The following is a 12,633-nucleotide window of genomic DNA, read 5'->3' as shown; positions in this document are numbered from 1 at the left end:
GCCAGACAGCGTCCTTGTGGTATTGGTCAACCCCGGCAGGGAGCCGCAGGGCTGACATGGGTACCCCCCGCAGCGGGCAGACCGGGGTCAGGCCCGCACTTTGGGGTGGGGTGGATGGGGGCAGATTCAGGGATGCAGACATGGGTAGGCCTCCGATCGGGCAAACAGGATGGCCCCCTCCAGCGCGTCGGCGCCGGGGCTGACCAGCGGCAGGTGTGCCAGACGGGGGGCGAGGCGCATGCCGATGCCGCCGAGCAGGGCTATCCGGTCGGCGCCCAGCTGGCGCATCCCCTCCAGCAGGGTGGCCAGCTGCTGGCAGGTTTCATCCAGCAGCTGGCAGGCAAGCTCGTCGCCGTCGCTGGCGGCATCGAACACCCAGGGGGCGAAGCGGCCGTAGTCGGCGGGAATGGCGCGGGCGGCCCAGCGCACTACCTCGGCCTGATCCCGTTTGAAATGATCGAGCAAACGGATGGCCAGCGTGCTGGGGGGCAGGATGCCGTCGTGGCAGAGCAGGGATTGCTGGATGGCGCGCAGCCCCAGCCAGGCGCCGCTGCCCAGATCCGAGATGGGAAAACCGCGGCCGGAGCAGGTGTGCAGCTGGCCGTGGCGATAGATGAGCCCGGCCGAGCCGGTGCCGGCGATGAGAATGGCCCCCTCTTCGCCGCCAAAGGCGCCCAGGCAGGCACCGAAGGCGTCGGAGGTGAGCCGTACGCTTGCAAAGGGGAAGGGCATGGTCAGCATGGCGTGATAGCAGTCGGCCAGCTCGGCGGAGGCGAGCGCCAGCCCGACCCCCATCCGTTGCTGGGCATCCTCAGCCAGGCCGGCCTCGATACGGGCCTGCTCGATGGCGGCCAGCACGTTGCCGTGAGCGAGCGCGATGCCGAGCTCCAGATTGGAGCCGGCGGCGCGCCCCTCGCCGAGCAGCTTGCCGGCCCGATCCCGAATGCGGGCACGGGTGTGGGTGCCGCCGCCATCGACCCCGACCCAGAACTCAATCATGTCGACCTCCATTTCCCTGCGCATTCTGCCAAGTGATGGCCAGAGAAAACCAGGCGGCGTGGGGGATCCACTGCTCGCCCCAGCGCCAGTTCTGATCCAGCCGATCCTTGTACGCCTCTGGAATGAATGCGATCTCCGCCTCGTCATCGAAGCCGGCGGTGATGCCGTTGCAGATCCCCCCCAGCGCATTGGGATAACCGGCGGTGTAGGCGGGGTTGTTGCTGCCATGGCCCGCCAGCATGCAGGCGTTGAAGGGATTCTGCCCCAGGATCCAGTCGAGCTGGCGCTGGCCGAAGCTGAGCAGCGGCTTGCGCTGGCGCGGTAGCTGGGCAGCGGCGGCAAACGCCATGGCGGCGAGCGACGCCAGCCGGGCGTTCTCCCCCTGCCACCAGTAACCCGACTCGTTGTGATGGGGCATGAAAAAGCTCACCCGAGGCGCCTCATCGACCCCCTTCACATACTGGCGGGCGAGGGCGAACGGGTTGCCGGGGCGGGCGCACAGCGCCAGCTCGGCGGCCAGCGCCTGTTCGATGACGCGCTGGGCCGATCCCTGGCGCGCCGGATCTGGCTCGATGGCGAGATACTCCAGCAGCGCCAGCACTGGCAGGCCCGCCTCGGCGGCGTGGTAGTAGGGGCGCGAGCCATCCTCGTTGGCCGACCAGTAGTGGCCTAGCTCCGGGTGAGGGCGCTGACGGGCGCACAGCCTTTCGGCCCGCACTCTGGCCTCTGCTAGCCACTCGGGGCCCAAGGTGCGGGTCAGTTCTATGGCGGCCAGCAGGGCGCAGTAGTCGTCGATGATGTTCTCGACCCCGTCGTCCAGATAGGCCAGGTTGTGTTCACGCAGGTGCAGGTAGCCGCGGCGGGCCGCCTCGGCGTAACGGCTGGCATCAAAGTCGCCGCTGACACTCTCGCGGGCGGCGCGGGCGAGCGCCGCGATGGCCATGCCGCCCCCTTGGCGAAAACCTGCCTGCCAGCTGGCGGACTTGAGCCCCTGCTGGGTGGCGTAGGCGCACAGCTCGCGCTGGGCGGGATCCTTGCTCCACTTGTCGAACAGGGTCATGTAGAAGAAGCCCGACTCATCCTGCATCCGGCAGAGAAAATCCGCGCCGTGCAGCGCCTCGTCGTTGAGCCGCTTGCAGAGGTTGACCCCGTCGATGTCCTGGCGCGGGGCCAAGAGCTCGCGACACTTGAGCAGGGACCAGACCACCATGGGGGTCTGCTGGGGGTTGAGGTAGTTGGCGTAGGAGAGGTGGCTCAGGTACTTGCTCACATCCCCGCTGGCGTCATACCAGCCGCCGTGCACGTCTTTGCGCTGGTCACTGCCAAACAGGCGGGCGCTGCGGTCGGCCCGATCGAAGGCGCCGCTGGCGCGCTGCCCCTTGAAGTAGTGAATGAGGTCGGAGAGGCAGCGGCTGGCCAGCAGATCCTGGCCGATGGTGAAGGGGGCGGTGCGCACGATGCGCTCCTTGGTGCCCGTCTGGATGAGGGCCTCCAGCCGGTAGTGGCCGGGCTCTTTGCAGGGGGAGAAGTCGGCGCGCCAGTAGTGGCGCCCCTGCCAGCCCTCGACCTGGCCGGCCGGCTGCAGCGGGATTTCCAGCAGGATGCGCTCGTCATCCTGGCGCAGCAGCCTGAGGTGGCCGCGGATATCGAGGTCGGTGTCGCTCTGCAACAGGGCGATCTTCTCCCCGTCGCACTGGTAACCCACCTGATTGATCAAGAGTTCCATCAACGTCTTACTCCTGTGGCTCGCCTGGCGTGGCGAGGCACATTGCGGGGCCCTGACGGCCCCGTGGCGAGGCGTGGCCGGACGCCGTGTCCGGCCGGTCTGTCATTGGTAGAGGTAGCAGCGCACGAAGTGGTTGTCGGCGAGCTTGCTGACGGGGGGCAGGGTCTCCTTGCAGCGGGGCATCGCCTGATTGCAGCGCCCGGCAAACGGGCAGCCGCAGGATTCCGGCGTCCAGAGCGGGATCTCCCCCTTGCGGCCCCCCTCCAGCTCGGCGTGGATGCTCTTCTCGGGATCCGGCACCGCCGAGATGAGCAGCTGGGTGTAGGGGTGCTGGGGGTGGTGCAGGATCTCGTCCACCTCGCCCCACTCCACCATGTGGCCCACGTACATCACCGCCAGATCTTCGGCCACGTAGCGGGCGGTGGCGATGTCGTGGGTGATGTAGAGCATGGAGACTCCGAGTTCATCCTTCATCTGCTCCATCAGGTTGAGGATGCCGATGCGAATGGAGACGTCGAGCATGGAGGTGGGCTCGTCCGCCAGCACCACTTCGGCCTCCACCGCCAGGTTGCGGGCGATGTTGACCCGCTGGCGCTGGCCGCCGGAGAGCTGGTGCGGGTACTTGGCCGCGGTCGCCTTGGCGGGGGTGAGCCCCACCTTCTCCAGCAGGCCGTAGACCATGTCGGGCAGATCTTTCTTGTCGATCACCTTGCTGTGCAGCAGCAGGGGGCGGGCGATGTGGTGGTAGATGGTGTGGGTCGGGTTCAGCGAACCGAACGGATCTTGCCACACCATCTGCACGCTCTGACGGTAGTCGAGCAGGGCGGTGCCCTTGTTGAACTCCTCGAGGTCGCGGCCCCGATAGAGGATGCGGCCACCGGAGAGCTTGTACATCTTGGCGATGATCTTGGCGATGGTGCTCTTGCCGGAGCCGGACTCTCCCACCACCGCCAGGGCGCGGCCCCGGTGCAGGTTGAAGGTGATATCCGAGAGGGCCCGCATCTTGCCGCTCTTGATGGCGTTGGAGTTGACGGGGAAGTCCTTGTAGAGGTGCTGGACTTCGATGATGGGGGCGTCGGTTTGGGCGATTTGCATGACAGACATCCTTAACAGCCAGCGGCCTTGTCCAGATAGATCAGGGGATCTTGTTGCTCATCCTGCGCCTCATAGAGGTGGCAGGCGGTTTGTTGGCCGGGGCGGATCTCGGCCAGTTTGGTGTACTGCTGGCGGCAGCGCTCGTGCACCCTGGCGCAGCGGGCCTGAAAGCGGCAGCCCACCGGCACCTCCAGCAGGTTGAGCGGGGTGCCCGGGATCCCTTCCAGCACCGTCTTGGGCCCGTGCAGAGGTGGGAAGGAGTTGCCGAGCCCCTTGGTATAGGGGTGCAGCGGCGCGGTCAGGATCGCCTTGGCCGGCGCCACCTCCACCAGTTCACCGGCATACATGATGCCGATGCGATCGCAGAACTCGACCATCAAGGAGAGGTCGTGGGTGATGAACAGGATGGAGAAGTTGAACTTCTCTTTCAGTGCATAGACCTTCTGCAGGATCTCCCGCTGCACCACCACATCGAGCGCCGTGGTCGGCTCATCCATGATCAGGAGCTCGGGGTTGAGCGCCATGGCGATGGCGATCACCAGCCGCTGGCGCATGCCGCCGGAGAACTGGTGCGGGTAGTCCTTGAGCCGGCTCGGGTGGATGTCGACGATGGCGAGCAGCTCCTGGGCGCGCTTGATCGCCTCATAGCGGGTCAGCCCCGGGTTGTGGGCCAGCAGCACGTCGCAGAACTGCTCCTCCATGCGCAGCACCGGGTTGAGCGCATTCATGGCGGACTGGAACACCACCGACACCTGCTGCCAGCGGTAGGAGCGCAGCCGCTCGTCGCCGTAATGGAGGATGTTCTCCCCCTTGAACAGGATCTCGCCGCCGCTGATGTAGGCGGGCGGCTTGTGCAGCCGCGCCACCGAGAAGGCGACGGTGGACTTGCCGCAGCCCGACTCGCCGGCCAGGCCGAACACTTCACCGGGGGCGATGTCGAAGCTGACCGAGTTGACGGCGCGCACGTCGCCGTTCTCGGTGATGTAGTCGACGCAGAGGTTGCGTACCGACAGCAGGGGTTGTTGCGATCTCATGCTGTCTTCTCCTGTACGGCAGGCACCGGCGTGGTGACGGGGGCGGCGAGTTTCTTCCAGCGATTGAGCCCCTTGTGGGAGCGCAGCTGCGGGTTGGCGATTTCGTCGATGGCGAAGTTGAGCAGGGCCAGGCCGGCACCGAGCGTTGCGATGGCGAAGCAGGGGGCCAGGATCTCCCACCAGGCGCCGACCAGGATGGCGCTGGAGGTCTGGGCGTTGTAGAGCATGATGCCCCAGCTCACTACGGTGGGGTCGCCCAGGCCGAGGAACTCCAGGGTCGCTTCGGTGACGATGGCGTAGATGATGGAGCCGATGAAGCTCACCCCGATGATGGAGATGAGGTTGGGCAATATCTCCACCAGGATGATGCGCCAGGCCGGCTCGCCCAGCACCTCGGCGGCGATGACGAACTCTTTCTCCCGCAGTGCCAGAGTCTGGGCCCGGATGACGCGCGCGCCATAGGCCCAGGAGGTAAAGCCTATGATGAGCGCGATCACCGTCGGTGACGCTTCCCCGATAAAGCTTGCCAGCACCAGCAGCAAGGGGAGGTTGGGGATCACCAGCACCACGTTCATCAGGAAGGTGAGGCACTCGTCTATGACGCCGCCGAAGTAGCCGGCGGTGATGCCGACAGTGATGGCGAGGGCGCACACCAGAATGCCAGCACCGAAGCCCACCATCAGGGAGATGCGGGCGCCGTTGGTGAACTGGGCCCAGATGTCGTGACCCATGCGGGTGGTGCCCATCACGTACTCGGCACTGGGCGGCTGGTGCGGGCGGGAGACCCGCTTGGTCGGCTCGTAGCTGGCCAGCAGCGGGGCGAACAGCGCCATCAGCACGAAGCTGACCACGATGAAGAGGCCGCAGGCGGCCTTCTTGTTGCCCAGCAGGATTTTCAGAATAGTCGGCATGCGCATCTTATTTGCCTCCGGTACGCAGACGGGGATCCAGGAAGACGTAGAGCACGTCGGCCAGGAAGTTGAAGCTGAGCATGGTGATGGTCATGATGAGCAGCTGCCCCTGAATGAGCGGGTAGTCGCGGGCCAGAATGCCCTGATAGAGGGTCAGACCCAGTCCCGGGTAGTTGAAGATCACCTCGGTGATGAGGGATCCGCCGATGACGAAGCCCAGCGCCATGGAGAGGGCGGTGACGCTCGGCAAGATGGCGTTGCGGGCGCCGTAGTTGAAGATCACCCGGTTGCTGGAGAGCCCCTTGGCCTTGGCCATGGTGATGTAGTCCTCGCCCAGCAGGTTGATCATGTTGTTGCGCATGGTGATGAGAAAGCCCCCCACCTGCACCATGGCCAGGGTGCCCACCGGCATGATGGCGTGGGTCAGGATGCTCTTGATGTGCTCCCAGCCCCAGTCAGGCTTGATCTCCGGGCTGTAGGCGTAGCCGATGGGCAGCCATTCCAGGCTCACCCCGAACAGGAAGAGCGCCAGCAGCGAGATGACCACCGGCGGAATGGCCTGCATCACCAGGGTGAGCGGGGAGAGGAAGCTGTCCATGCGTCCGCCCCGGTGCCAGGCGGCGAAGATGCCGACGATGGAACCGATGGAGAAGCTCAGGATGGTGGAGGTGCCCACCAGGAACAGGGTCCAGCCGATGGCGCGGCCGAGCACGTCGGCGACCGGTTGGGGGTAGTAGCGCACCGAGGTGCCGAGATCCCAGGTGAAGACACTCTTCACATAGGTGAGAAATTGGGTGCCGATGGGGCCGTCCACGAAACCGAAGGTGGCCTTGAGGGCTTCCAGGGCGGCGGGTTCCATCATGGCGCCGGCCCGTGCAAACATGACGGAGACGGGATCCCCCGGCATGGCTCTGGGTAGCAGGAAGTTGATGGTGGCGGCCACCAGAAAGGCGACCAGATAGAAGGAAAAGCGTCTCAGTATGAATCCCATGATGATACCTTTTACTGCTGGCCCGCCCCGCGCCGGGCATAGTTACCCCAACCCCGGCAGAGCCGGGAAAAAGGGGGATGGGCGGGGAAGAGGGCCCCCCGCAGGGGGCCGGGATTGATTAGCTGTTCGGCTTGAGTGACAACACGTGCAGCAGACGCTCCGGGGTGTCCGGGTGAACCTGCGGCTTGGCGACCGGGTTGTCGGCACTGAACCAGCCGTGGAAACGCTTGGTGCTGTATTCGTACCAGGTCGGGTTGTTGAACACCGGGATGATGGTCTGGTTGGCACCGACCTTGTCCTGGATCTCGAACATGATCTCCTTCTGCTTGGCGGCATCGGCGGTCTGGGTAAAGTCGTCGATCAGCTTGTCCAGCGCCGGATCCTTGTAGCGGGGTGCCGCAAAGCGGTTGCCGCGCTCACCCATGTTGCGGGAGTGGAAAGCCGTCTCGAAATACTTGTGCGGGTTGGCACCGGCAAAGTAACCCTGCAGGGCGACGTCGAAGTCACCGGTGATGAGGTTTTCGGTCCAGACGGTGGCTTCCGGGGTGGCGGTCTTGGCGTTCAGGCCCAGTGCCTGCAGCCCTTCCACGCCGATCTGGGCGGTGTTGACCCAGTCGGTCCAGCCGTTCGGTACCAGTACCTTGAACTCGATCTTCTGGCAGGTGGGGGTGTCGAGGAACTTGTCGCCGTCACAATCCTTGTAGCCGGCCTGTTTCAGCAGGGCCTTGGCGCCTTCCAGATCGAACTTGTTGTACTTGCCGTACTTCTTGTCCACTTCCGGGTTGTTCCAGGAGTCGAACGCCTTGCCCAGACCTGACGGGTACTCGTTGACGGTCGGGTAGCCGTAGCCCGCGATATCCACCATGGACTGGCGGTCCATCGCCATGGAGAAGGCGCGACGGAAGTTGATGTCGTTGAAGGCTTCGTGGTTGCCCGGTTTCTTGGCCTGGAAGTTGACGTTGAACGCCACCGTGCCGGAGGCCGGGAACCAGTACTTGTTGTTCTTCGGATCGTTGCCGACGTAGAGGCGCTCGATGTCCGGCACGAAGGAGCCGAACCAGTCCACGTCACCCTTCATTACCGCGGCCAGTACCTGGTCGTTGGTGGCCATCTGCGGCATGCGCAGGCAGTCGATGGAGAGGTTGGCGTTGTCCCAGTAGTGCGGGTTGCGGCACTGGGTGTAGAGCTGGGCGGAGAAGTTGTCCACTTCGGTGAAGGGACCGGTGCCGACTGGCTTGTCGTTGGTGAAGGCGACCGGGTCTTTCACCGACTTCCACTGGTGCTCGGGCACGATGGGTACCAGTACCAGATCGTTCACCACGTTGGTGTTGACGTCGGTCAGGTCGAACTGGACCTTGTTGGGGGCCAGCTTCTCGACGCTCTTGATCTGGGTCCAGATTGAGCGCTCGTCCAGCGCCTTGTTGGCCTTGACCAGATTGAAGGAGAACAGGATGTCATCGGCGGTAAAGGGCTGCCCGTCCGACCACTTCACGCCGTCACGCAGATCGAAGGTGACGGACTTGAGGTCCTTGCTGAACTCGTAATGGGTGGCCAGACGATAGACGGGTTTGCCACCCTGCATATCGTTGAAGATCACCAGAGGTTCATAGATGAAGTGACGAGTGGTGTGCAACAGACCCGCTTGCAGGAAGGGGTTGAAGTTCTTGACCCACGCGGTCTCCTGTTGTGCGACCAGGGTCAGCACCGTCTTGTTGTCGGGCCGCCATGGCGTTACCGGCAGCGCCGGCAAGCATCATGGTGCCCAGCATTACAGCAGTAGAGATTTTGGATACTTTGGCAAGCATATTATTTCCTTTCTTATTTATATTCCTTGTTTGGATTTGAGCACCGACTTCGCATGCTGGGGAGGTCGGCCCTCAATGTTGGCCAGGTTTTGCACCCTTGTAGTTGTGTCATCCAACGTCCCTAGCAAAGCAGAGTTAACAGGAAAACAACAACTGTTCAGATCGTCGATATCGTAAAAATCGACGCCCTCACGTCAATTTCGTCAAAACTGCTTTTAACTCGATTTAAATCATCATGTTATGTTAATTGCTTTGGCGTAATAAGTCCCTGTGAATCGACCTTTCATGACAATTGTGTGAATTGGATCGGCTCTCGTTTTGACGTATGGCGAAGGCTTAATTCTGCACAAAAAAAAACCGCCCCGGCAAGTGTGAGCCAGGGCGCAGATTGGGCGGTGGATATCAGGGTTTGCGGTTGGCGAGCTGGCGCAGGGTCTGGGCGCTGTGGTGCAACTGCTGGCGCTGGACCTCGTTGAGCTGGCCGTGATTGAGCACGTACTCGGCGGTGGCGACCACCGTCTTCCAGCGCGGCGCCTTGGGCAGGGTATCCAGGCTCAGGTACTTGTCGAGGGTGCGGGTCTGCGGGCTGGAGCGGTCCATGTAGACCCGCCACAGCTTGCTCTTCTCGGCCAGCACTATCTTGCCCTTGCCGGTGCTCTGCTGCCAGGCATCCAGGGTGAGCCGCATGGTGTCCACCAAGGCGCGGCGCAGAGGCTCGTCATCCTGCTGGCGGATGAGGTCGTCGGCCAGCGAGCGGAACTCCCCGCCCAGCCGGCTCAGCTCGCCCAGCAGCTGGCCATCCTCGATGATGGCCTGGCGTGACAGGCTCTTGAGGGCGTTCTCCAGCGCCATCACCCGGTTCTCGTCCTGCCGCAGTTCGGTGCTGAGGGTGAGGGCGAAGGCGGCCTGCCCCCCCAGGCTGATGGGCAGGGCGCGAGCATTGAGCTCGTCTTTTTGCCCGGCCACCAGAAACGCCAGCTGCTGCTCCCCCCGATCATGCAGATCGGGCCACTGGCTGGTCAGCGGGCTGGCGAGCCAGTCGTCCAGCGGTTGCCCCTCCATGGCTTCCGGCTCCTGGCCCAGCAGGCGGGCCAGTGCCCGCGAGGCGAACAGCACTGTGCCCTGACCATCGATGAACACCATGGGATCGGCTCCTTCGCCGAGCAGACCCAGCAGCCGCTCCTGATCCTGATGCAGCTGCTCCTGCAGCAGCAGACGGTGCTCTATCTCCTGCTTGAGCAAGCGGTTCTCCACCAGAGAGGCGCGCCCGGCGCTGGCTTCCAGCAGTGCCCTGACCCGGGCGAACAGCTCCTCCTTGCAGAAGGGTTTGACCAGATAGTCATTGGCGCCGGCGTTGAAGCCCTCCTCGATGTCCTTGGGCTGGTTGAGGGCGGTGAGCAGCAGTACCGGCAGCTTCTCCTTGGGGTGCTGCTGGCGCAGCCGGCGGCAGACGTCGAAACCGGAGAGGGTGGGCATCATCACATCCAGCAGGATGAGGTCGACCGGCTCCTCGGCCAGCTTGGCCAGCGCATCGTGGCCGTCGCTGCTGGGCAGGATGCGATAACCGCAGGGCTGCAGCAGGTGGCGCAGGATGTGCAAATTGATGGGCTCGTCGTCCACCACCAGGATGAGGGGTGCATCCTCAGGAGGAGGGGGAGGTCATCGCTCTCCCAGTCCGGCAGGGCGAGCGGCTGCTGGCGCACCAGCTGGTGCTCGATCTGGCGGCTGTCGAGGGTCAGGCTGCCCGCCTTGCCGCTGGCGAGCGGCAGGGTGAAGGCGAAGGTGGAGCCGACGCTCGGCTCGCTCTCCACGAACAGCTCGCCCCCCATCAGGTGCACCAGCTGGCGGGTGATGGAGAGGCCGAGGCCGGCCCCCTGCTTGCTGACCTCCGGGCTCATCTGCACCAGCGGCTCGAAGATGTGCTCCAGGTGATCCGGGGCTATGCCGATGCCGGTGTCGGTCACCTTGATGCGCAGGAAGTTGTCCTCCACCAGGGCGCTCAGCACCACCTTGCCCTGCGGGGTGTACTTGATGGCGTTGCCCACCAGGTTGTAGAGCACCTGTTCGAGCCGCTGCTCGTCGGCCAGCACCGGCGGCAGCTCCACCGGGCTGATGTCCACCAGAGTCAATGGCTTGGCCTGCACCAGGTGCTGGCAGAGATCCAGCACCAGCCGGATGACTCCCTTGGAGGAGACCGGCTGGGGGTGGATCTCCAGCTGGCCGTAGCGCATCTGGTGGTAGTCGAGCAGATCGTCCACCAGCCGGGCCAGGCCGTCGGCGCTCTTGATGATGAGCCCCAGCTGTTTTTGCTGCCCTTCGGTCAAGTCCTGCTGGCTGGCGAGCATGGATTCGGCCATCCCCTTGATGCCGTGAATGGGGGTGCGTAGCTCGTGGGAGGTGTTGGCCAGCAGCTCATCCTTGAGCTTGTCCGCCTGCTGCAGACTGAGGTTCTGCTTGTGGGTCAGCTTGACCTGCTGCTGCAGCTCCTGGGTCTGGCGTTCGATGAGTTCGATCTTGTCCTTCACCGAGCGCTGCATGTGGCGAAACGCTTGGGCGAGCCGGTCGATGTCATCGTCGGTGCGTTCGATGGCGATGGGGTGATCCAGCGCACCGTCGGCCACCTGCTCGGCGGCGGCGGTGAGGGAGCGCAGCGGCGCCGTGATGGAGTGGGAGAGCCAGCGGGAGAAGAGGATCAGCAGCAGCAGGGAGCCGGCCCCCAGCAGGATCACCAGGGTCTCCAGCTGGCGGATGGGGCGATAGGCCTCGCTGGTGGAGATCTCGGCGATGAAGGCCCACTCGGTGTCGAACACCTTCACCTGGGTGTAAGCGGCCAACACCTCGTCATCGTGGTAGGAACGAAACAGCCCGACCCCCTGCTCGCCGGAGAGCGCCTTGACCACCAGCGGGGTCTGTAGCGGCCGGAAGTTGGGGCGAAAGCTGTTCTCCACGCTGAATTCAGGCGCCAGCCAAGCGTTGGCGCGCATCCGCTTGTCCGGGCCGATGAGGATGGTCTCGCCGGTCTCGCCGAGCCCTTCCCGCTCCGCCATGATCTGGTTGAGCTTGTCAGGCAGCAGCTCGAAGATCACCACGCCGCGCACATAGTCGTATTGCATCACGGGGGCGGCCATGTAGGCGACCACCTGGCCGGTCAGCTCGTTGCGGCCAAAATCGGTGAACTCGAAGATCTGCTGCGGCTTCTGGCCGCCGTCGAGGCGCCGCTTGATCTTGGCGAAGGTGCTGCCAAGTCCGCTCGACTGGTAGGGGCCGGAGAGCAGGTTGGTGGCGAAGTTGGCGTGCTTGGTGACCGAATAGACCACGTCGCCGTTGAGATCGATGAGAAAGATGTCGCTGTAGTTGGACTTGCGCACCATGTCGGCGTAGCCGCGGTGAAAACGCTGATGCACTCGGCCGTACATCTCGTCCGCCAGGATAAGGGCGCTGATGGAGGGTTCGATGTCGCTGGTGCTGTCGGGTTTTTGCAGCTGATCCCAGGAGCCCGGCACATAGCGGGCCTGGGCACGGGCACGAGCCTCCTGCGGTGTGGTGCCGAGTTTCTCGAAGGCACCGGTGAAGCCATAGAAGCGACCGATACTGTTGCCGGCAAAATCCTGCTGGGAGAAGTTGATGATCTGCTCTTTGAGGTTGCCGAAATAGTCTTCCAGCTGGTTCTTCTTGATGTTGCGAACGGAAACCAGATGGTTGGAAGTCTGGGTGGTGAGATCCTTGCCGTGGCTATAGAGGAAAAACAGGGTGACGACCAGGAAGGGCACCATGGCTAGCATGAAAAATGCCAGCATCAGCTGCGGCCTGAGCCCACGGGGCTTGAAGATCCATTTCATCGGGTGATTTTCAATTGAGAATCCGGTTACTAACCGCAGCAAGTCTCTGACTAAAGGCTAATCATTTCAATGACTTTATCTCAAATTCGCCTGTGGGGTCACAGCCTGGTGCGGATTTTTTGGGCAAGCCGTCTAAACCCTGAGCAAACAGCACGGGAAAGGGCTCAAAGTGCGAAAAAAGGGTTGTGCCCGCGCTCGGGGTACGTATAATGCGCCTCGTTGTCAGGCAACTG

At 63.7% G+C, this 12,633-nt stretch carries 6 protein-coding genes and 2 pseudogenes; all 8 read right to left on the bottom strand.

All coding sequences use genetic code 11. The features are described from left to right. Positions 1–126: 126 nt before the first annotated feature. Positions 127–999, bottom strand: coding sequence for a BadF/BadG/BcrA/BcrD ATPase family protein (locus ACPDZI_RS15325; protein WP_024944137.1), 873 nt, complete (start codon positions 997–999; stop codon positions 127–129). Next, a complete protein-coding gene (locus ACPDZI_RS15320; protein ID WP_438833424.1) occupies positions 992–2,725 on the bottom strand; it encodes a glycoside hydrolase family 9 protein in 1,734 nt (577 codons plus the stop codon). Before ACPDZI_RS15320 ends, ACPDZI_RS15325 begins: the two co-directional genes overlap by 8 nt. 102 nt (positions 2,726–2,827) lie before the next feature. Then, the gene (locus ACPDZI_RS15315) at positions 2,828–3,820 is read right to left on the bottom strand and encodes an ABC transporter ATP-binding protein (RefSeq protein ID WP_016351558.1); all 993 of its coding nucleotides are present in this window, start codon (positions 3,818–3,820) and stop codon (positions 2,828–2,830) included. Positions 3,821–3,831: 11 nt separating this feature from the next. Beyond that, positions 3,832–4,854 carry an ABC transporter ATP-binding protein gene (locus ACPDZI_RS15310; protein ID WP_011706885.1) on the bottom strand — a complete coding sequence of 341 codons (1,023 nt, stop codon included), beginning with the start codon at positions 4,852–4,854 and terminating at the stop codon, positions 3,832–3,834. Further along, positions 4,851–5,771 carry an ABC transporter permease gene (locus ACPDZI_RS15305; RefSeq protein WP_011706884.1) on the bottom strand — a complete coding sequence of 307 codons (921 nt, stop codon included), beginning with the start codon at positions 5,769–5,771 and terminating at the stop codon, positions 4,851–4,853. Before ACPDZI_RS15305 ends, ACPDZI_RS15310 begins: the two co-directional genes overlap by 4 nt. A gap of 1 nt (position 5,772) precedes the next feature. Then, positions 5,773–6,756, bottom strand: a complete 984-nt coding sequence (locus ACPDZI_RS15300; protein WP_011706883.1) for an ABC transporter permease — start codon at positions 6,754–6,756, stop codon at positions 5,773–5,775. Positions 6,757–6,874: 118 nt separating this feature from the next. Then, positions 6,875–8,561 (bottom strand): annotated as a pseudogene (locus ACPDZI_RS15295) (ABC transporter substrate-binding protein). Between the two features lie 402 nt (positions 8,562–8,963). Then, positions 8,964–12,400, bottom strand: a pseudogene (locus tag ACPDZI_RS15290) (ATP-binding protein). Between the last annotated feature and the right edge of the window lie 233 nt (positions 12,401–12,633).

This window comes from Aeromonas oralensis (genome assembly GCF_049665575.1).
GTDB lineage: Bacteria > Pseudomonadota > Gammaproteobacteria > Enterobacterales > Aeromonadaceae > Aeromonas > Aeromonas hydrophila.
Note: the sequence above shows the minus strand (reverse complement) of the source record. Positions and strands in the feature narration are given on the sequence as shown.

Bases quoted from the DNA above. Each gene is read 5' to 3' on its own strand.
- ACPDZI_RS15325 (WP_024944137.1), bottom strand. From the start codon at position 999: ATGATTGAGTTCTGGGTCGGGGTCGATGGCGGCGGCACCCACACCCGT.
- ACPDZI_RS15320 (WP_438833424.1), bottom strand. From the start codon at position 2,725: ATGGAACTCTTGATCAATCAGGTGGGTTACCAGTGCGACGGGGAGAAG.
- ACPDZI_RS15315 (WP_016351558.1), bottom strand. From the start codon at position 3,820: ATGCAAATCGCCCAAACCGACGCCCCCATCATCGAAGTCCAGCACCTC.
- ACPDZI_RS15310 (WP_011706885.1), bottom strand. From the start codon at position 4,854: ATGAGATCGCAACAACCCCTGCTGTCGGTACGCAACCTCTGCGTCGAC.
- ACPDZI_RS15305 (WP_011706884.1), bottom strand. From the start codon at position 5,771: ATGCGCATGCCGACTATTCTGAAAATCCTGCTGGGCAACAAGAAGGCC.
- ACPDZI_RS15300 (WP_011706883.1), bottom strand. From the start codon at position 6,756: ATGGGATTCATACTGAGACGCTTTTCCTTCTATCTGGTCGCCTTTCTG.